This window comes from Streptococcus jiangjianxini (assembly GCF_040225085.1).
In the GTDB taxonomy this organism is placed as follows: domain Bacteria; phylum Bacillota; class Bacilli; order Lactobacillales; family Streptococcaceae; genus Streptococcus; species Streptococcus jiangjianxini.
In genome coordinates this window covers 77915-99565 of record NZ_JBEHGL010000007.1, presented here as the reverse complement: position 1 = coordinate 99565, position 21651 = coordinate 77915, and the positions used below count along the sequence as shown (strand labels likewise).

Sequence of the window (21651 nt, the reverse complement as noted above, 5' to 3'; positions counted from 1 at the left end):
ACCACATCTGCGTCACTTCTACTAGAACTTGAGGATCTAGGGTGGCAAAGACACGTTGTAGCGTATCGTGAGACGGAACCCCATTTTCTAACTCCAACACAGTTCGCAAGGAAGACTCATAGGCATTTCCAAACTCCTCGATTTCGTCCCAATATTCTGCACCTGATAGGCGTGCGAAGAAAATAAGCAATACAATATCTGATAAGCGGTGTTTAATTTTCCATGCTTCTCTGTCATCGCGAACACCTATCAAGAAATCTAGTATCTCATTCATAACAAAATCCTCCACTATCTTTAGTATAGCAAAGGGGTCAAACTTATTTTATGAAACTGTTATCTGAAAACGATGGTTTCTTCATGCGTTTGTCGTGAACAGCTTCTATTTGTGACCTCTTTTTAATTTATGTTATAATGAGACTTGAGATTCTTTATTTAGGAAAATAAACAAGGAACGAAATTGTTGTGAAAAAAATTATCAATACAATACTAAAAGTGATGAGTACCCGCTTGGGATTTGTCCTTACCCTATTGTTTTTTTATTGGTTGAAAACCCTCTGGGCTTACAACATCGACTTTGTGCTTAACATTGAAAATTTTTATCAAACCTTTCTAACAATTATCAATCCGATTCCAGTTGGATTGCTTCTTATTGGGTTAGCACTTTACATTAAAAAAACAAGATTCTTTTACGCGATTAGCTGGATTATCTATATATTATTGACCATTCTAGTCATCGCAAACGCCTTCTACTTCCGTGAATTTTCAGACTTTATTACAGTTTCTACGATGCTTGGAAGTAGTAAAGCAGCAGCTGGTTTAGGTGATTCTGCTCTTAATCTCATTCGCATCACAGATCTTTTTTATGTGATTGACTTTATCTTACTGGGCTATCTCTTTTTCAAAAAGCTAGTTACGAAAGACGATCGTCCTTTTAATAAGAGAGCTAGTTTTGCCGTAACTGCCTTATCTGGTTTATTCTTCTCAGCCAATTTATTCCTAGCTGAAATTGACCGGCCAGAGCTGTTATCTCGTGGTTTCTCTAACTTCTATTTAGTCAGAGCGCTCGGTCTTCCTGCTTTTTCTGCTTATAGTGGTAATCAAGCTTACCAAGCAGAAAAAGAGCGTAGCGGGGCCACCGCCGAAGAATTAACAGCTGTAAAAGAGTATGTCAAAGAACAATACACGGCCCCTAATCCTGATTATTACGGTATTGCCAAAGGGCGTAACGTCATTGTCATTCACCTTGAGAGTTTCCAACAGTTCTTGATTGACTACAAGCTAAATGTCGATGGTAAAGAGCATGAGGTCACGCCTTTTATCAATTCACTTTATCATTCAAAAGAAACCTTTGCTTTTTCCAACTTTTTCCATCAAGTTAAGGCTGGTAAAACATCTGATGCTGAAACCCTGATGGAAAACTCCCTCTTTGGGTTAAATAGTGGCTCATTTATGGTTAATTACGGTGGTGACAATACACAGTATGCCGCTCCTAATATTTTGAAACAAAATGGCAACTATGACAGTGCCGTTTTCCACGGTAATGTAGGTACCTTCTGGAACCGTAACAATGCTTATAAACAATGGGGATATGACTACTTCTTTGATGAATCTTATTTCCAAAAATTGACCAAAACCAATTCTTTCCAATATGGTTTAAATGATAAGCACATGTTCTCTGATTCCATTAGATATCTTGAGCATATGCAACAGCCCTTCTACACTAAATTCATCACTGTCACCAATCACTACCCCTACACCAGCTTAGCTGGCGAAGATGAGGAACAAGGTTTCCCACTAGCTCAAACAGATGATGAAACTATCAATGGTTACTTCTCCACTGCCAACTATTTGGACTCTTCCTTGAAAGCTTTCTTTGAATACTTGAAAGCTATTGGTGTTTACGATAATTCCGTTTTCATTCTGTATGGAGATCATTACGGAATTTCTAATTCTCGTAACACAAGCCTTGCACCGTTACTCGGTAAGGACCCTCAAACGTGGTCAGAGTATGATAATGCTATGTTACAACGTGTTCCTTACATGATTCATATCCCTGGTATGGATAAAGGATTTATCAGTGATACCTATGGTGGTGAAGTCGACAATCTACCAACCCTTCTGCCTTTACTTGGTATTGACAATTCTAAGTATGTTCAGTTGGGACAAAATCTCCTCTCACCAGAGAATAAACAAATTGTTGCCTTCAGAACATCTGGTACCTATGTGACACCTGAGTACACTAGCTACGATGGTAAGTTATATAATACCCAAACCGGTGAACTCATCACAAACCCTGATGAATCAACCAAGGAGACGAACAAACAAATCCGTGAGGAAGTTGCCAAACAGCTTAAAATGAGCGATGCAGTCCAAACTGGTGATTTATTACGCTTTGATGAAGATAACAATCTTAAAAAAGTTGACTCTAGCAACATTTCCTATATTGACTCGCTGAAAACTATGAAGTCTCTTGAGAAAAAGCTGGGTGACAAGTCGACAAGCATCTATAGCAGACACGGTAACAAATCAACACAAGATTTCTTTAAAGCACCAAGTTACATGCAGCTAAATCCAGAAGAAACAGCTACTGCCGATTCCTCTTCAACAAGCGCTGCTTCAGAAGAAGCTGAAAAAGAATAAAAAGAACTTCAGGCGAAGTTCTTTTTATTCTTTTCTGAAGGATAGCCTCTTTGTATCACCCAATATCATCCAAGCTTTAAATCCATTTTTTAACTGACTCAGCTTTTATAAAGACCAACCAGTATCTTCAAAGAGATGTTTTAATGTATGAACGTGTTACTGCGATGATACTATTACTTACAGTTTTGATAATCTCATTTATTATCCTTAAGTCTAAAGGTCGCGATTTTCTACTAAACGGATATTATAAATCAAGTCGTCTCGAAGGATGCTCTTAACGCGGCATTGGTCATCTATGTAGGCCAAAATATCACCAATCATCTTATCATCTAAGCTGTGATCAATACCTATAAGCACGTTAAAGTGACCTTCATCATAAGATGAATCAACCAGACTAGCTACCACCGTCTCTTGATGAAAACGAGCAAAATACCCTTGAACACACATGGTCACACATGAAGCTAGTGCAATATTAACCAAGCTCATCGGCGTCTCACCATCTTTAGGAAAACCAAAGAGCTCAATAGGAGCACCATAGCCTTCTGATACTGAATGATAAAGCTTATCGCCTTTTACTTTAGTTTGATACATTTATAACCTCTTTTCTAATATCCAAAAGCTCAAGCCTTAGACTTGAGCTTAATTGTTTATCGAATTTCTGCTCCAAGGTTTTCAGTTAGAGCTTTTGTAATTTTGTCCATGTACTTAGCTACCTCTTCATCCGTTAGGTTATCGTTGGGATTTTGGAAAGTCAAGCTGTAAGCCATGGATTTCTTACCCGATTCAATATTGTTACCTGCATAAACGTCAAAGAGTTTGATAGCTGTTAGACGTTTAACACCAACATTCTCAACAACATCAACAATTTCTTGATGGCTTGTTTCTTGGTTCAATAGCAAAGCAATATCTCGAGAAACGGCAGGGTATTTTGTGATGTCTTTATAGACTAAATCGTTTGTCAATGCTGCTTCAATAGCCGTCAAATTAAGCTCAGCTACATAAGTTTCTGGAATATCAAAATCTTTAGCAGTCTGTGGGTGCACTTGTCCGACAAAACCAATTGTTTCACCAGCCAATACGATAGCTGCTGTACGACCTGGGTGCATATTAGTCATATTTTTTTCTGGGACATAAGTCACATCCAAATCAAGATGATCAAAAATAGTTTCAATAACACCTTTGACATAGAAAAAGTCCACCGGAGTCGCTGCTGTTTGGAAATCTTTCTCCGCAACAAGGCCAGTCAAGGTCATAGCAAAGGTGTTAACCTCATTTGGAAGGTCTTCTTTTGGATTTCCAGTTTGTTCAAAGACTTTACCAATTTCATAAAGAGCAAGATTTTTGTTCTTGCGAGCCACATTATAAGCGACAATATCTAACATCCCTGACGTCATATTTTGACGAAGGGTAGAGCGATCGACTGTCATTGGCCACATCAACTCTGTCAAATGGCTAGGTTTAGCAGTAAAAGCTGTCGCTTTTTCAGGTGTTGTCAAAGCATAGGAAATCACTTCTGTTAAACCAGCTCCTTCTGCTAATGTTTTCACTTTACGACGCAATTTCTGAGTAGCTGTCAAAGCACCTGCTGTTCCAGACGTTTCTGGAAGCGTTGTTGGCAATTTGTCATAAGCATAAATACGGGCGATTTCTTCAACCAAATCAGCTTGAATACTGATATCCCATCGACGGCGAGGAACAGAAACAGTGAATTTTTCTGCTGACCCTGATAAACCAAAACCAAGTTTAGCAAAGACATTTTCAATATCTGAATAAGTCAAAGCGGTTCCCAAGCGAATATTGACATAGTCCAAACTTGTTGAAACTTCAACTGAATCAGTTGGTACAGAACCTGCCTGAACACGACCCGCTAGGACTGTTCCACCAGCTAATTCTTCAAGCATAGCTGCTGCAAAGTCAAGAGCTTCTGTCACTGTATCATAGTTAATCCCCTTTTCAAAACGAGATGAGCTCTCCGAGCGGAGGTTTAAACGACCTGACGTTTTACGGATAGATTTACCTTCGAAAACAGCTGCCTCAAGGACGACAGTCTTAGAAGAGTTATCAATCTCAGTATCTTTACCACCCATGACACCAGCAAGAGCGACTGGTTGATCAGCTACTGTAATAACGATATCATCAGCTGTCAAGTCACGTTCTTCACCATCAAGAGTTACTAATTTCTCACCATCACGAGCATCACGTGCCAGGATTTGATTACCTTGAAACTTATCCAAATCAAAGGCATGCATGGGTTGTCCAAAGTAGAGCAGAATGTAGTTAGTCACATCAACAACATTGTTGATAGGACGGATTCCGGCATTCATGAGGAGGTTTTGCAGCCACTGGGGACTTGGTGCTACTGTTATATTTTCAACCACACGGCTAGCGTAGGTCATGACCTTATCAGATGCGATAGCCACATCAATAACGTCTTTCGCTGCTTTGGAGGATTCTGTCACTGACTTCTCTGGGAAATTCACACTTTTGCCGTAAATAGCAGCCACTTCATGAGCAACACCACGCATTGAAAGGGCGTCAGCACGATTTGGAGTAATGGAAAGCTCGATGATTTCATCATCCAGACCAAGGTAGGGGAAGATGCTGTCGCCGGGAACAGCATCTTCTGGAAGAATTTGAATACCTTCCGAAAACTCTTTAGGAATAATAGCTTCTGGTAATCCCAATTCTTGAAGTGAGCAGATCATTCCAAGAGATGCCATCCCGCGAATTTTTCCTTTTGTAATCTTATAGTTATTGGCAATACGTGCGCCCGGCACAGCAACAATAACGTTAATCCCTGAGGTAACATTTGGTGCGCCACAGACAATTTGACGAGGTTCCCCATCCCCTGTATCCACTTGACATAGGTGCAAGTGCGTTTCTGGAACATCCTCACATGAGATAACGTGTCCCACCACTAATTTAGACAAGCCTTCAGCAGGTGTTGCTACACCTTCAACCTCAATACCTGTCGTTGACATTTTTTCAGCTAATTCAGAAGATGGCACATCAATGTCCACTAACTCCTTTAGCCATTTATAAGAAACTAACATAATTAAGCTATTTTGGGACTCTTTTTCAACAACTCTTTATCAATGTCATCTGCCTATCTTCATTAAGCAGACAAGTTTGCCAAAAGTGGAATCCCTTGCTCGGTTCAGTCTAACCAAGCAATCCTTTCGTTTTTGATTTTAATATTGAAGACTTATGGAAAGTCTGTTGCATCTTATTCAAGTATTTTTCTGTTATTGTCGTTTTATAGTATTTTGAATTAACTTTGATACATCGTCACTTTCGACTTGCCGTACGCGAGTACTGTCTGCATCTTTGTGTCCCTTGTCTGAAAGCTAATTCATTTGACTATAATCAGCAGCCTATTTCAATCGTTTTCTTAATAACCAATCAGTATCCACTTTGGTTTCTGAGACGACAAAGGCGTGCTCTGCGAACTTTTCAAATCCATATTTTGCATAAAAGTTTTGAGCCTTAATACTATGCTCCCAGACACCTAGCCAGGCCCATTCAAAGTCACCTGATTCAGCTATTTCCAAAGCTAGTTCAAATAATCTTTTACCTAAACCATACCCTTGAAAAGCTTTGAGAATGTAAATGCGTTGGATTTCAAAAGCATTATCCAACTCCTGCTCTGTCTGCTGTGAACCCCAGTTGACCTTGAGATAACCAGCTAGCTGGTCATCAACATAAACGAAGCGATGATCAGATTCATCAGATAATAATTCTGCTTTTAAGACATCTAGATGATAATTTTTATTAAAAAAAGCTTGAAGTTGTTCTTCTGTCGTATCATGTCCGAAGGTTTCTCTGTAGGTATCCATCGCCAGTTGACGAAGCGTTTCTACTTGATGTGATGAGATGGGTTCTATTTTAATATTAGGCACGGCCACTTCCTTTACTTAACTACGGCGCCATTAGAAAGCTATGTATTCTTTCTATATCAATCATTTCTTAGAAATATCAATACGTTTAGCTTTTAAATTGTTCTGAGAAACGGGTATCTCCTTGGTAGAATCCACGAATATCATTGATACCGTAGCGAAGCATGGCTACACGCTCTTGACCTAAACCGAAGGCAAAACCAGAGTATTTCTCCGAATCAACACCGGACATCTCAAGAACACTTGGGTGAACCATACCGGCACCAAGAATTTCAATCCAACCCGTTTTCTTACAAACGTTACACCCTTCACCGCCACACTTGAAGCAAGAAACATCAACCTCAACAGATGGTTCTGTAAATGGGAAGTAGGATGGGCGAAGACGAATCTTGCGGTCAGCACCAAACATCTTTTGGCTAATTAATTCAAGTGTCCCTTTGAGGTCAGCCATTGAAATATTCTCTCCAACAACCAGACCCTCAATTTGGTGGAATTGGTGTGAGTGAGTGGCATCATCCGTATCGCGACGGAAAACACGTCCTGGAGAAATCATTTTAAGCGGGCCTTGGCTGAAGTCATGCGCATCCATCGTACGTGCTTGAACTGGACTCGTATGGGTACGGAGCAAGATTTCTTCTGTGATATAGAACGTATCTTGCATATCACGAGCGGGATGATCTTTTGGCAAGTTCATGCGTTCAAAATTATAGTAATCTTTTTCAACTTCATAACCATCCACAACTTGATACCCCATACCGATAAAAATATCTTCAATTTCTTCACTGGTTTGCGTCAAGATGTGACGGTTACCCAAGGCCATTTGACGGCCTGGTAGGGTAACATCAAGTGTTTCTGACTCTAGCTGTGCCTTGATTTTAGCCGCTTGAACAATTTCAGCTTGTTCCTCAAAAGCTTTTGTCAAGACGTCACGGACTTCGTTAACTTGTTTTCCCACAACAGGTTTCAAGTCATTTGATAAATCCTTTAGCCCTTTGAGTAATTCTGTCAAAGATCCTTTTTTCCCAAGAACTTGTACACGCAAGTCTTGTAATTCTTTGGAGTGATCTCCGTTCAATTCTTTCAATCTAGCCTGCGTTGAGTTTTTCAACTCTTCTAATTTAGCTTGTAAATCCATAAATACAAATACTTTGAGCCTTAGATAGCAAGAGAGAAACAAGTCTATTAGACTGCCACACTCTGACTGTTTGGGCTCTTGTTCAATTGCAGTCAAACGATGACTGTAACCAAACCTTCCTTTCATCAGTAATTAATACAATTCGACAAATAAAATCAGATCTTGTCAACTTGATATGACGAACCTCAGTTCTATTGATATCAACATCACCCAGCCTGTTTTTAATTGTTATTGCGTATCAGTGGTAAAAATGAATCTTTAAGGTAGTCTTCAAATACAAAAAAACGTGCCAATGCTCTCTTAACGGAGCGTTGACACGCGGTACCATCCGACTTTTATCTACTTGAGTAGACCTTAATTTCATAGTCTTTAACATGAGTGAATTCGTCCTATTCCCCTTTAGAAGAGTTCCAGTCACGCTCTTCATTCCCTGGCAAGTTTCCTAAGATTACTAGTCTCACAGACACATATTCAATTACTAACAGTGTATCAAAAAACTGACACTTAAACAAGTGCCAGTTCGTTAATTAACCACTAAATTAGTTATTAACGGTCACCTGTCCATTTCTATAATTCAAGGTAATGCCTGGTTGAACATTGGGGACAAAAACATTAAATTCCAAACTACCATCACTGGATTTTGCCTCAAGATGTGATCCTGATGCCAAAATATTATCGCCATCGTAAACCAGAGTAACACGGTAACGAACTCGCTTATTATTATCCAATGCACGGCGAATTTGTGTCTCAAAATAATTTTGACCGGTCGACGCATGGCTTCTTGCTTGATTTGACCAAGCCGTTTGAACGGCAATATTTTTAGGGTTACTTGCTGAAGGATCAAAACCTTTTATATTACCTGCAAGCGCATAGCCAATCAAATGGCCTCTATCAATAGCGTGATCGTATCCGCCAGACAAACCATGAACCTGATGCCAACCAGCTGGTTTCCAGGAGGTCGAACCATTTCCTGTTGCTGCACGATCGCGATACTGACGACTTTGTTTGGAAAGCATAGCATTAGCCACAGTCGGAACAACTTCTCCTTGAACTTGTTTTGTTTTATTATCAACATAAGGTATACTCGACACATTGGCATTTAAGTTGGTTTTATTATCGTTTATGATAAAAGCTCCTGCTCCATTCCATTTAATATTGGAACCCAATGACGTTTTGACAGAAGGGGTTAAAACAGATTGTGCCAGTGTTTGGCTCGGTGTTAAATCATTGGCACTTGAGCCATTAGAACTCGCCTTCTCCTGATTTGACGCATTCGTGACGACTTGTGCTAACTGTTTTAAAGGATTATCGTCCGAAAGTTTATCATTCCCAGCAACAAGCCCTAAAACTAAGGTGAGAATTACAGCTAAAAGAGAAATAGCTGATTTAGACGACTTTTTTGAATAATAAGGTTTTGCCATAAAACTCCATTCCATGAAAAAAGTAGGACAAGCCTACTTTATCTTAAATTTAGCAATCAACTCTTGCCATTTATCCAGCGATAGAATTGAGAAAGCATCTTTACCATCACCAATGACGCCGTAACCAATTACCATGCCTAACGCTAAGAATAGTAAACATAAGGCGCCAACGACAATGATAAATAAATATTGTTTTAAAACATATAAAATCCGTTGTTTCATCTTAATCCTCTGAAATGCGACGAATGTTAGCGCCTAACTTAGCTAATTTGGTATGGAACTGATAATAACCACGATCTAGATGAGTTAGTTTTCCAACTGTTGTTGTTCCCTTGGCAACCATCCCTGTCAAAATGAGGGCTGCACTAGCACGAAGATCTGTCGACATAACGGGTGCCCCTTGAAGACCTTGTCCACCATGGATTAGGGCTGTGTCTCGAAGAATTTCAGAATGAAGCCCCATACGACGCATCTCTTCTAGGTGTTGAAAACGATTCTCAAAAACGGTCTCAATCATCGTAGACTCACCCTTAACAGTAGCCATAAGTGCAGTGAACTGAGCCTGCATATCGGTCGGAAAACCTGGATGTGGCAATGTTTTCACTGTTACTGGTGTCAATTTAGAAACATCTGATTTAACACGAATACCTGCTGCTTCTTCAGTTACGTCAACACCCATTTCCATCAATTTTGCCAAAAGGGGGCGATTATGTTCCCAGACAGCATCCTTAACTAAAACATCACCGGAAGTCATGGCAGCCGCAACCATAAAAGTACCAGCTTCAATTCGATCCTGAACCACCTGATGTTCAGCCCCATGCAGTTTCTCAACCCCAGTGATCGTTAAGACCTCAGTACCTGCTCCTCTAATGTTAGCGCCCATTTTATCCAGTAAAAGGGCTAAATCAACAATTTCAGGTTCACGAGCAGCGTTTTCGATAACAGTTGTCCCCTCGGCTAGGGTAGCAGCCATCATCAAGTTTTGAGTGGCTCCAACGGAAGGAAAGTCCATGTAAATACGAGCACCGTGAAGCTTACCGGTCGCCGTAATATCACCCGCTGTTTGAGTGATTTTAGCTCCCATCGCTTCAAGGCCTTTCAAGTGAAGGTCAATTGGGCGACTACCAATCGTACAACCGCCAGGCATAGATACTTTAGCGTGCCCACTGCGAGCAAGAATCGGTCCTAAAACGACGATTGAAGCGCGCATTTGACTAACATATTCATAAGGTGCTTCGTCCAAAATATCGCCTTGAGCATCAACGACGACAGTGTTCTTTTCTTCATCAAAATCCACTGCAATATCCAAACCTCTGACAACATTGTTCATCGTGAATACGTCTGACAGAATAGGAACATTCGTTAAAGTGGTTGTTCCCTCTTTAGGTAAGATTGTTGCAGCCAAAAGTGGAAGGACAGCATTTTTTGCTCCCTCAATTGTTACTTCACCTTGAAGACGGGTTTGACCACCTTCGATAATAATTTTATCCATAGTTACTCCAAAGTATTGTTCATAATCCTTCAATACCAAAATCTAATTTAAAATAGTTGCAAAAGCTTGACTTAACGTAATTATTTCAAGAACAAATCGGCTGGCTATATAACCAAACACAAGACTCAATAAGACAACAAGAAGTCTAACTTGACCTATATTATCTTGATTCATTTTTAGTATTTTTGACCAGTCAACTAAATGTGTTAAGAGATGAAAGAAAATACCTATAAAAACCATATGGCTCAACAAAGCCAAAGACTCCATTACAACTTGCATAAAACTATTATACCAGTTTTTTATAAATTACCAAAAAAGAAAATCGCTACCTAGATACTAAAAAACGACTACTCATTGTTGCCCTCAAAATAATCACATTCTTATTGCTGCCATGCGACACTCAAAAATAATAGGCGATAGTCTTGATCTCTGTAAGAAATAAGACTGAGCCCTCATCACTTTAAAGAAAAATAAGCAAATTCCCCCCGTTTAACATGGAGTTTCTGAATAACTGATAACATCTTTTCCGTTTTCGCAAGGCAACTTAAAAAGGCTTAACGAATCTTAGCATGTGGACATCCCTCCTCTAAATGATAGTCTGGTTGACCGTATAAGACTTGATTAGCAATGTCAAAATGTATTAGAAATGTTGATTCGCTAATCCATTTCTGAGGTTCTTACTTGTCTAACGAAAATGAAAAAAGGTTGAAGAAAATTGTCCCAAATAGACTTTTTCTTCAACCTGCGGGGTCCAATGGACCTTTATTTATTTCCAACGTTGATACGGTTAATAGCCCGCTCCAGAGCAACTTGAGCCCGACGGACTTGGTCAGCACTTTTATGTTGTTCTTGTGCTTGTTCCAATTCACGTTCGGCACGAACTTTAGCACGCTCAGCACGATCTAGATCGATATCACGTTTTCGTTCAGCTGAATTAGCTATAATCGTAATCTGATTGTTTTTTACTTCGATAATGCCGCCATTAACAGCTACCCAGTTAATGGTTTGATCTTGATCCACACGATAAACTTTCATCTCATGAACGGTTAAGGGAGAAATGATATTAACGTGATCAGGTAAAATCCCCATCTCACCATCTGGTGTCCCAACAACGACCATACTAGCTCGATGAGCATATTTAATACCATCAGGTGTGACTACTTGGACTGTCATTTCTGTCATGTGATCACCTCATTAGTAACCCATCTTTTTAGCTTTTTCAATGACATCTTCAATTGGACCTACTGAACGGAAAGCATCTTCTGGAAGATTATCATATTTTCCTTCAAGAATTTCTTTAAAACCACGAACGGTTTCAGCAACTGGAACATATGACCCTGGAAGACCCGTAAATTGCTCAGCAACGTTAAAGTTTTGAGAAAGGAAGAATTGAATACGACGTGCGCGACCAACAAGGGTCTTTTCATCGTCTGACAATTCATCCATACCAAGGATAGCAATAATGTCTTGCAACTCGCGGTAACGTTGAAGAACACGTTGCACTTCAGTAGCCACAGCATAATGTTCGTCACCAACAATCTCAGGAGAAAGGGCACGCGAACTTGATGCAAGAGGGTCTACGGCTGGGTAGATCCCCATTTGTGTCAACTTACGTTCCAAGTTAGTGGTTGAATCCAAGTGAGCAAAAGCTGTTGCTGGGGCTGGGTCAGTATAGTCATCAGCTGGCACATAGATCGCTTGGATTGATGTAACAGATCCTTTTTTAGTTGAGGTGATACGTTCTTGTAATTGACCCATCTCAGTTGCCAAGGTCGGTTGATACCCAACGGCTGATGGCATACGTCCAAGAAGGGCTGAAACTTCAGAACCTGCTTGTGTGAAACGGAAAATATTATCAATGAAAAGAAGAACGTCTTGACCTTCAACATCACGGAAGTATTCGGCAATTGTCAAACCAGTAAGGGCAACACGCATACGTGCTCCAGGTGGTTCATTCATCTGACCAAATACCATGGCTGTTTTTTCGATAACACCTGACTCTTTCATCTCCCAGTAAAGGTCATTACCTTCGCGGGTACGCTCTCCAACACCGGTAAATACTGAAATACCACCATGCTCTTGGGCAATATTATGAATCAATTCTTGGATAAGAACGGTCTTACCAACACCAGCACCACCGAAGAGTCCAACTTTACCACCTTTTAAGTAAGGAGCAAGCAAGTCGATAACTTTAATCCCTGTTTCAAGAATTTCGGTAGATGTTGATAATTCATCAAACGTTGGGGCATTCTTATGGATTGGATGACGTTCTGCATCTTCTGCAAATGGTTCTTCAAGGTCGATAGCATCACCAAGTACGTTGAAGACGCGTCCAAGGGTTTCTTTACCAACTGGTACACTAATCGCACGACCAGTATCGAGAACTTCTAAGCCACGTGTCAAACCGTCAGTCGACTCCATGGCAATAGTGCGAACGAGACCTTCACCGAGTTCAAGAGCTACTTCAAGAACGATTTTTTGTTTTTTCTCATTGTCTTTATATACAACAAGTGCATTATTTATCTCAGGTAGAGGTTCATTAGTGTCAAACGCAACGTCAACAACTGGACCAATAACCTGAGCAATTTTGCCTGAGCTCATGTATTTCTCCTTTTTAGATTTTTAGGATAACTCCTACTTTGAGCGACATCATTAAAAGCAATGTCGTTCTATCTTTTTCAAATAGTGAGTATCATCACTATTCAAGGGCACTTGCACCCGCTACAATTTCTGTGATTTCTTGTGTGATTTCTGCCTGACGAGCACGGTTATATTGGATGGTTAAATCATTAATAACATTTTTGGCATTATCCGTTGCTGTTTGCATAGCACTCATACCTGCCGCATGTTCTGCTGTTTTAGCATCAACAATAGCCCCGTAAATTAAACTTTCAGTGTACTGAGGTAATAGCTGCTCCAAAATAGCTTCACGATTTGGCTCCAATTCAAAGGATGCTCCACCTTCTGTCGCTTCGTTGGCATCTAACTCCGTAATAGGCAACATTTGCTGCATCCGAACTTGGCTAGTCAAACTGTTTACATGGTGGTTATAACAGACATAAAGTTCATCGAAGAGCTCGTTCTTATACATTTCAACTGCTTTGGAAATGATACGAGCCACTGCTTCAAAACTAGGTTGGTCTTCTAAACCGCGCAGTTCAAAGGCAACATCGATACTACGAGCTTTAAAAAAGTCTGCCCCCATCCCACCAATGGCAATGATTTCAAAACCATTGCCATCTGGATGGTATTCACTGATAGTGTCCATCATCGATTTTAAGATAGTAGAATTGTAACCACCTACTAATCCCTTATCAGATGTAATCACAATATAGCCAGTTTTTTTTATGGGACGAGAAATCAACATGGGATTTGACGAACCTGATAATAATTCGGCTTTCATCAAATCAGTTGTAATTTGGCGAACTTTACTAGCATAAATTTGGAAATCTTTAGCAGCTTGCTCAGACTTGGTCAATTTTGCAGCAGAAACCATCTGCATGGCTCCTGTAATTTGACTAGTCTTTTTAGTAGAAGCTATTTTTCCCTTGATTTCGCTAAGAGAACCTGCCATATCGCTTCCTCCTCTTAGTTAAATTGTGATTGATCTTTAAACTCTTGAATAGCAGCATCTAACACTGACTCTTCAGGTAGATCCTTAGTATTTCGGATAGTTTCAAAGATTTCTTCGTGATGAGTGTCAAAATAAGAATACATAGACTCTTCAAATCTCAAGATATCTTCAACTGGAACGCTGTCCAAGAAACCATGTGTCAAGGCATAAAGAATCAAGACTTGTTTTTCAACGGGAAGTGGTTTATGAAGGGGTTGTTTCAAGACTTCAACCGTACGACGTCCACGGTTCAATTTGGCTTGAGTGGCTGCATCTAGATCAGATCCAAATTGCGTAAAGGCTTCAAGTTCACGGTAAGAAGCTAAGTCCAAACGAAGAGTTCCTGCAACCTTCTTCATCGCCTTAATTTGCGCTGAACCACCGACACGTGATACTGATGAACCAGCATCAATAGCCGGACGGATACCTGAGTTAAAAAGGTTTTCTTGCAAGAAGATTTGTCCGTCAGTGATTGAGATAACATTTGTCGCGATGTAGGCTGAAATATCTCCAGCCTGTGTTTCGATGAATGGCAGAGCCGTAATTGAGCCTCCACCTAAAGAATCCGATACTTTCGCAGAACGCTCAAGAAGACGTGAGTGAAGGTAGAAAACATCCCCTGGGTAAGCTTCACGTCCTGGAGGACGGCGAAGTAGAAGGGAAAGTTCACGGTAAGCTACGGCTTGTTTTGACAAATCATCGTAAACAATCAAAACGTGCTTGCCATTGTACATAAATTCCTCACCCATGGCAACACCGGCATAAGGTGCAATATAGAGCAATGGAGAAGGTTGTGAGGCAGAAGCTGTTACAACAATTGTGTAATCAAGGGCACCGTAACGACGAAGTGTTTCTACTTGTGTACGGACTGTTGATTCCTTTTGACCGATAGCTACATAGATACAAATCATGTCTTGATCTTTTTGGTTCAAAATAGCATCAATAGCAACAGATGTTTTACCTGTTTGACGGTCACCGATAATCAGTTCACGTTGTCCACGTCCGATTGGGACTAGGGCATCGATAGCTTTAAGACCTGTTTGAAGAGGTTCAGAAACTGATTTACGATCCATAACACCAGGTGCTGCTTCTTCTACCGGACGTGTTTTGCTTGTTTTAATCTCCCCAAGTCCATCTACTGGAATTCCTAGAGGATTGACAACACGGCCAATCAATTCTTCGCCAACAGGAACTTCCATGATTTTTCCTGTACGTTTAACCACATCACCTTCACGAATTGTGCTGAAATCACCTAAGACGATGATACCGATGTCGTTTGACTCTAAGTTTTGAGCCATACCAAAAGCACCGTTAGAAAATTCGAGAAGTTCACCACTCATGGCATTATTCAATCCACGAGCACGTGCGATACCGTCACCAACATAAGTAACGTTACCAGTTTCTGTGACGTCAAAATTTGGCTGGAAGTTTTCAATTTGCTTTTTAATTAAAGCGCTAATTTCTTGTGCATTAATTGCCAAATGTCACACCACTTTCTATTTCAAATTCATTTTTAATTGCTGAAGTTGCGATTTGATACTTGTATCAATAATCTTGTTATTAGCTTTCAAAATAAAGCCACCAATCAACTCTGGATTGATAACTTCATTCACTTGACCAACTGAAATGGCAAATTTCTTTTCAGCAGCTGCTTTCAAACGTAATTTCTGATCGTCTGAAAGAGAGTCAGCAACTTGAATTTCCAAGGGAAACTCGCCAGCAGTCACTGAAAGTTTTTCCACAGCTGAAGCTAAGATGGTTTCAAGAAGCGACTCGCGCTCATTTTGTTTAATGACTTCTAAGAAGTTATTCACAAAAACATGGCTTCCTTCTTGAAGTTGACTAACAAGAGCTGCTTTTTCAGTTTGGCTAATACCGTCATGAGATAGCACTCTAGCCAAGTCAGTTGATTGAAAAATCTCTAGAAGAGCCATTAAATCTTCTTTGATTTCACGAATAAGATTATGTTCTACCGCAACATCAACTAAGCTTTTTGAGTAATTCTCAACTAACGTTAATGTCTTTTTATCCATTACGCATCTCCTAATTGATCAAGGTAGTTATCAATCAGTTTGCTTTGTGCTGTTTTATCAAGTTCTTTAGTCATGATTTTCTCAGCCAATAAAACTGTCAGGTCAGCCACATCGTCTTTAACACCTGCAAAAGCTTCTGCTTTGCTTTGAGCAATGTCAGCTTCAGCCTTATCTTTAAGTCGTCCTGCTGTTTCATGAGCTTCAGCAAGGATTTGTGCTTCTTGTTTTTTACCAGTCTCTTTGGCAGATTCAATGATTTCAGTAGCTTCTGTACGAGCTCCAGCCAATTCATCTTGGCGTTGTTGAGCCAGTGCTTCGGCTTGTTCGCGAGCTACTTCAGCACCATCAATATCAGCCGCGATTTTTTTCTCACGTTCGTCAAAAATACCTGTCAATTGTTCCCAAGCAAATACTTTAATCAGAACAATCAAGAGTATAAATGACCCAGTCACGATAATAAAATTACCGAGACTTGTACTGTTAATTAATGTAGACATTTCTACCTGTCCTTTCTTATTCTTCGATTTGTGTATCTAGCTTGTTCCCAATATATTTCGTTGATAGCAAGACAAACACATAGGCTTGAATTGATGAAATAAAGATTGAAAATCCAGTCCAGGCCAAATTAAGAATAAAGGCCACCGGTGCTGTAAAGATACTTAAATTTGCAAATTGTAAAAGCAAGGTCATGACCACTTCACCTGCAAAGATATTCCCATATAACCGAAGCGCTAGAGAAGCAACGTTAGTAAGTTCTTCAAGAATATTCATTGGCAACATCGCTGGTGTTGGTGTGAGGTAGCCCTTCAAATAACCACCTAGGCCATTTTTACGGATACCTTCAAAATGAACAATTGCTGCAACAATGAGTGACAAGGTAAAATCTACCATGAAGTTAGATGTTGGAGAAGTCCAGAAACTGAATTCTTCTGTCCCTAGTTTCGTTACCAAACCAATATTGTTGGCTACTAAAACAAATAGAAAAAGTGAAAATGCCAAAAAAGTATAGTTTTTTGTATAAACACCTACATTTGGTCGAATCAAATTTTGAACAAACTCATAAAGCCACTCAAGGACATTTTGCTTACCCTTAGGTTTCATCGTCATATGACGACTAGCCCAAAAGACGAAAAGAAAGACAATTAAAACCGTTAAGAGAGTCATGGCAAGAATCGTTAAATCAAAGTCAAGACCTAAAAAGCTTGCTGTCGGATTTTGTGTTTCTCCCAATGTTATCCCTCCTTTTTACAGTTCACTGTTAATCGATTATTTTCCGACAAAGAAAGTGAAAGCGAAAAGGACGAAGAAAGTACCTTCGATAAAGGCAACTCCTGTAAACATCAATGTTTGCAGTTTGCTAAACATTTCTGGTTGACGTGCTGCAGATTTTGCAATGTTCGCAACGAGGATCCCCTCACCGATACTTACACCCATAACTGCGAGACCGAGTGCCAAAATTTGTAAATTCATAATAGAATTCTCCTTTAAAATTTTTTACCATGCTATTTTAGTCCTATTTTATAGTGATGTCAATGAAAATAAGTATTATTAGCGTTTCCTGAACTAAATCTTAAACCATCACTGACCATTATTTGACCATTAAAACAAGTTTCTACCTATATATAGTTTCATAGCTAGCTAGCGCGAAAAGAAAGTCAGATTACCTCTAACTTCCTTATTATTTTATTCGTGTAATTGCTGATACAGTTCTTCATAGGCTAGACTGGCTGTGTCCCATGAAAAATCTCGTGACATAGCCTCATGCTGTAACCCCTGCCAAGCTCTTTTATCTTGACTGTAAACTTGCAAGGCTCTTTCTATCGTCTTGGTTAACCAATATCCTGTCAATTCACCGAAGCAAAAACCTGTGCCCTGACCGGTGAATTCATTGTAGGATTCTACCGTATCTTTCAAACCACCGACCTGGCTGACAATCGGCAATGATCCATATCGCATGGCCATCATTTGAGATAAACCGCAGGGTTCAAAGGCTGATGGCATAAGAAAGAGATCTGACGCCGCATAAATTTCTTGGGCTAGCCCTAGATCAAACAAGATATTAGCCGCTAACTTATCTGGGTACTGGCTGGCAAACCAAGAAAAGGCATTTTCATAATCTGCATAACCTGTTCCCAAAAGAACGAGTTGTACATCATGCTGTAAAATATGTTCTAATTCGCTAACAACCAAATCAAATCCTTTTTGATCTGTTAATCGGGAAACAATACCAATCAATGGTATGTCTGCTTTGACAGGAAGACCCATGCGTTCTTGCAAGACAGCCTTGTTCTTAGCTTTTCCAGTCAAGTCATCCTTAGAAAAGTGGTAAGGAATAAGCGGATCTGTTTCGGGATTCAACAAATCAGTATCAATACCGTTGACGATGCCTGATAATTTACCAGATTCCATCCTCATGATTTGGTCTAAGCCTTTACCAAATGCTGGTGTTTTAATCTCTTGTGCATATGATGGCGATACTGTGCTAACTCGGTCAGCATACAAAACTGCTGCCTTCATCCAGTTGAGACAATTATTCCAACGTAGAGTACCATCTTCATAACGTTCATTTCCTACACCAAACAGATCACCCAGCATTTCTGGTCCAAACTGGCCTTGAAATTCAATATTATGAATCGTAAAGACCGTCCTAATACCTTGATAAGCTTGAATCCAATGGTATTTTTCTTTCAATAGAAATGGCACCATAGCTGTATGGTAATCATGAACATGAAGAATGTCAGGAATAAAGTCGATTTTTTCCATTAATTCCAAAGCAGCTAGTTGGAAAAAGGCAAAGCGCTCACCATCGTCCCAAAAACCATAAACAGAGCCGCGGAAGAAATAGTATTGGTTATCAATGAAGAAGAAATGAACACCATCGCGTTGAATGTACTTTACTCCTGCGTATTGATGGCGCCAACCGACATTGACTGTAAAGTCAAAACAGTCTTCTACTTGATCTCCAAATTTATTTGCTACACTATCGTAGTATGGCAAGATGACAGCCACTTCGTGACCATGTTTGACAAGAGACTTGGGGAGCGCACCAATCACATCTCCCAGACCTCCTGTTTTAGAAAAGGGAGCACCCTCTGCCGCTACAAATAAGAGTTTCATTGAATTATATCTCCTGTAATGACTTGTCCTTTTCCAATAACCAATGGTTTTTCGATCGTCCCTTTAAGCGTTACGCCAGCTGGAACCGTAACATTTTTATCGATAATGGCATATTCAACGACAGCACCTTCTTCAATGGTCACTTTAGGGAAGATAAGGGCATGGTCGATGCGACTACCTTTAGCGATGTGACAAGATCTTGAAACAATAGAGTGGTTGACCTGTCCATAAATTTCTGAGCCCGATGCAAACTGAGAGTTATTGATTTCAGATGATTGGTCAAAATAAGTAGATTCTTCATTCTTAACCTTAGTATATACCTTTTGATTTGAATAAAGAAGTGAGTAGAATTTTTGAGGGTCCAACATATCCATGTTAGCATCGTAATAGGATTTTACGGATGTAATATTTGATAAATAACCTGTATACTCAAAGGCTAGTGCTTGCTCTGTAACGATTAACTCACGAAGTAAGTAACGAATCTTTCGCGGTTTTTCTTTTTGTGCTTCTTCTTCTAATTTTTCAATCAACCAAGGAGTGTTGACCACATAGATATCCGCTGACATCGGAACAGGCTCTACTGCATCTTCTAATTTCTGTTTGCCAATCACGTTGTCGTGTTCGTCAATAGCTAGAACTTCGTTAGCTGAGGAGATAGCTCCTTTAGCTAATCGCTTATAGACTACTGTGATATGACGCTTATTAGCGTTATGAAGATGAATCACTTGCTCAATATTAATATTTGATAGGATATCACAAGACATATAAACGGTTTGATCTGATCCTGAACGTTTGAGGTAGGTCAAAATCTGGCTATAATAATCCTTGTCCGTCATGGTTGTTTCGTCGTCAGTATTATAAAAACCAAGGAAGTAATGACTGGTCAAAGTGTTCAAGCCCCACTCACGACCACTTCGTACGTGATCAAATACCGATCGAATATTTTGCCCACGGAAAATCCCATAAACGCTACGAATACCTGCATTGGCAAGACTTGATAACTGAAAGTCAATCAAGCGGTATTTCCCATCAAAAGGGAGATTGGCTAGCGGTCTATTATTCGTCAAACTTTCCATATCATGGTAGCCAACGGCGTTGCCCAAAATGGCTGTGTATTTATCAATCTTCATTCGGTACCCCCACTACTTCATTGTATCCTACAACTTGAACCTCATCTGTTCCATCGATAACAACACCATCTGCGATGGTTGCTCCCTCACCGATAATAGCACGTTTGATAAGAGCTTCCTTACCGATTTTAACACCACTCATGATAAAACTGTCTTGGACATGAGCCCCTTCTCTAACCTGCACATTAGTTGACAAAATGGAATGCGATACTTTCCCGTCAACAAAGCAACCATCAACAACTAATGAATCTTTGACGTCTGCTTTTTCAGAAATAAAGTTAGGTGGTGCAATCTCGTTTTTAGAATAAATTTTCCATGAACGGTCACGACTGTCAAGCTCGTTATCGACTGGGATGTATTCCATATTAGCTTCCCATAATGATTCAATGGTTCCAACATCTTTCCAATATCCCTTAAAGTTATAGGTATAAACACGCTCACCTGATTCAAGGTAGGCTGGGATGACATTTTGTCCGAAGTCCGACATATCAACTCCATTTTTTTCGCCATTGACCAGCATTTCACGAAGAGCTTCCCAGTTAAAAATGTAGATTCCCATAGATGCTTTTGTGGATTTTGGATGTTCTGGTTTTTCTTCAAACTCAACAATGCGATCATTAGAATCAGTATTCATAATTCCAAAACGACTAGCTTCTTTTAGGGGAACATCAATAACAGCTACCGTCAAACTCGCCATATTATCCTTATGAGTCTGAAGCATATCGTCGTAATCCATCTTATAGATATGGTCGCCTGATAAAATCAAAACGTATTCAGGATTGATCCTGTCAATATACTCAATATTTTGGTAAATGGCATGGCTAGTTCCTTGGAACCAACGATTGCCTTCTGTTGCTGAATAGGGTTGTAAAATAGTTGCACCAGCATTGATGCCGTCTAACCCCCACGAAGAACCATTTCCGATGTGCTGGTTCAATCCTAAGGGCTGGTACTGGGTAATCACGCCGACTTGTTGAATACCTGAGTTTGTGCAGTTTGATAAGGCAAAATCAATAATGCGATATCGCCCACCAAATTGAACTGCTGGTTTAGCAATATTTTGTGTCAATTTTCCTAGCCTAGTTCCTTGTCCGCCGGCTAAGATGAGAGCTAACATTTCATTTTTCATACATTTTCCTTCTTTTTATCTTAAACAACTGGCAATTATTGCTCT

Annotated in this window: 21 protein-coding genes; 1 reads left to right on the top strand and 20 read right to left on the bottom strand. The window is 39.9% G+C overall.

The annotated features are described in order from the left end of the window. On the bottom strand, window positions 1-274 hold a 274-nt coding region (locus ABP870_RS04480), incomplete at its 3' end, for a transposase family protein (protein WP_350014280.1). Window positions 275-462: 188 nt separating this feature from the next. Between ABP870_RS04480 and ABP870_RS04475 the strand changes: the two genes are divergently transcribed. Further along, entirely contained in the window at window positions 463-2640 is a 2178-nt protein-coding gene (locus tag ABP870_RS04475; RefSeq protein WP_350014279.1) for an LTA synthase family protein, read from the top strand. Window positions 2641-2853: 213 nt separating this feature from the next. Here the strand turns inward: ABP870_RS04475 and ABP870_RS04470 are convergent, their stop codons facing one another. The 19 genes from ABP870_RS04470 to ABP870_RS04380 form a co-directional block, all read right to left on the bottom strand. Further along, window positions 2854-3231, bottom strand: a complete 378-nt coding sequence (locus tag ABP870_RS04470) for an OsmC family peroxiredoxin (RefSeq protein WP_350014278.1) — start codon at window positions 3229-3231, stop codon at window positions 2854-2856. A gap of 56 nt (window positions 3232-3287) precedes the next feature. Continuing rightward, window positions 3288-5693, bottom strand: coding sequence for a phenylalanine--tRNA ligase subunit beta (pheT, locus tag ABP870_RS04465; RefSeq protein ID WP_350014277.1), 2406 nt, complete (start codon window positions 5691-5693; stop codon window positions 3288-3290). A 321-nt stretch (window positions 5694-6014) separates the two neighbouring features. Continuing rightward, window positions 6015-6530: a GNAT family N-acetyltransferase gene (locus ABP870_RS04460; RefSeq protein ID WP_405054638.1), complete on the bottom strand. Its 516-nt coding sequence runs from the start codon at window positions 6528-6530 to the stop codon at window positions 6015-6017. A gap of 94 nt (window positions 6531-6624) precedes the next feature. Further along, complete coding sequence (gene pheS, locus ABP870_RS04455) at window positions 6625-7671, bottom strand: phenylalanine--tRNA ligase subunit alpha (RefSeq protein WP_350014275.1); 1047 nt, start codon at window positions 7669-7671, stop codon at window positions 6625-6627. 539 nt (window positions 7672-8210) lie between these two features. Further along, entirely contained in the window at window positions 8211-9092 is an 882-nt protein-coding gene (locus ABP870_RS04450) for a DNA/RNA non-specific endonuclease (RefSeq protein WP_350014274.1), read from the bottom strand. Between the two features lie 33 nt (window positions 9093-9125). Continuing rightward, entirely contained in the window at window positions 9126-9314 is a 189-nt protein-coding gene (locus tag ABP870_RS04445) for a DNA-directed RNA polymerase subunit beta (RefSeq protein WP_350014273.1), read from the bottom strand. A gap of 1 nt (window position 9315) precedes the next feature. Continuing rightward, a complete protein-coding gene (gene murA / locus ABP870_RS04440) occupies window positions 9316-10584 on the bottom strand; it encodes a UDP-N-acetylglucosamine 1-carboxyvinyltransferase (RefSeq protein WP_350014272.1) in 1269 nt (422 codons plus the stop codon). Between the two features lie 42 nt (window positions 10585-10626). Continuing rightward, window positions 10627-10851, bottom strand: coding sequence for a DUF1146 family protein (locus tag ABP870_RS04435; protein WP_350014283.1), 225 nt, complete (start codon window positions 10849-10851; stop codon window positions 10627-10629). A gap of 495 nt (window positions 10852-11346) precedes the next feature. Beyond that, window positions 11347-11766, bottom strand: a complete 420-nt coding sequence (locus tag ABP870_RS04430; RefSeq protein ID WP_062709277.1) for a F0F1 ATP synthase subunit epsilon — start codon at window positions 11764-11766, stop codon at window positions 11347-11349. A 12-nt stretch (window positions 11767-11778) separates the two neighbouring features. Continuing rightward, complete coding sequence (gene atpD / locus ABP870_RS04425) at window positions 11779-13185, bottom strand: F0F1 ATP synthase subunit beta (protein WP_062709279.1); 1407 nt, start codon at window positions 13183-13185, stop codon at window positions 11779-11781. A gap of 97 nt (window positions 13186-13282) precedes the next feature. Continuing rightward, on the bottom strand, window positions 13283-14158 hold the full coding sequence (locus ABP870_RS04420; RefSeq protein ID WP_350014271.1) for a F0F1 ATP synthase subunit gamma: 876 nt from the start codon (window positions 14156-14158) through the stop codon (window positions 13283-13285). A gap of 14 nt (window positions 14159-14172) precedes the next feature. Then, window positions 14173-15678 carry a F0F1 ATP synthase subunit alpha gene (gene atpA, locus ABP870_RS04415; protein WP_350014270.1) on the bottom strand — a complete coding sequence of 502 codons (1506 nt, stop codon included), beginning with the start codon at window positions 15676-15678 and terminating at the stop codon, window positions 14173-14175. A 15-nt stretch (window positions 15679-15693) separates the two neighbouring features. Next, window positions 15694-16230: a F0F1 ATP synthase subunit delta gene (locus ABP870_RS04410; RefSeq protein ID WP_350014269.1), complete on the bottom strand. Its 537-nt coding sequence runs from the start codon at window positions 16228-16230 to the stop codon at window positions 15694-15696. Then, a complete protein-coding gene (gene atpF / locus ABP870_RS04405) occupies window positions 16230-16727 on the bottom strand; it encodes a F0F1 ATP synthase subunit B (protein ID WP_350014268.1) in 498 nt (165 codons plus the stop codon). The genes ABP870_RS04410 and atpF overlap by 1 nt, the downstream gene beginning before the upstream one ends. Before the next feature lie 16 nt (window positions 16728-16743). Further along, window positions 16744-17460 carry a F0F1 ATP synthase subunit A gene (gene atpB, locus ABP870_RS04400; protein WP_350014267.1) on the bottom strand — a complete coding sequence of 239 codons (717 nt, stop codon included), beginning with the start codon at window positions 17458-17460 and terminating at the stop codon, window positions 16744-16746. A gap of 36 nt (window positions 17461-17496) precedes the next feature. Then, a complete protein-coding gene (locus tag ABP870_RS04395; RefSeq protein WP_062709297.1) occupies window positions 17497-17700 on the bottom strand; it encodes a F0F1 ATP synthase subunit C in 204 nt (67 codons plus the stop codon). Window positions 17701-17913: 213 nt separating this feature from the next. After that, window positions 17914-19347 carry a glycogen synthase GlgA gene (glgA, locus tag ABP870_RS04390; protein ID WP_350014266.1) on the bottom strand — a complete coding sequence of 478 codons (1434 nt, stop codon included), beginning with the start codon at window positions 19345-19347 and terminating at the stop codon, window positions 17914-17916. Continuing rightward, entirely contained in the window at window positions 19344-20477 is a 1134-nt protein-coding gene (glgD, locus tag ABP870_RS04385; RefSeq protein ID WP_350014265.1) for a glucose-1-phosphate adenylyltransferase subunit GlgD, read from the bottom strand. The genes glgA and glgD overlap by 4 nt, the downstream gene beginning before the upstream one ends. Further along, window positions 20467-21606: a glucose-1-phosphate adenylyltransferase gene (locus ABP870_RS04380; RefSeq protein ID WP_350014264.1), complete on the bottom strand. Its 1140-nt coding sequence runs from the start codon at window positions 21604-21606 to the stop codon at window positions 20467-20469. The genes glgD and ABP870_RS04380 overlap by 11 nt, the downstream gene beginning before the upstream one ends. Window positions 21607-21651: the final 45 nt, after the last annotated feature.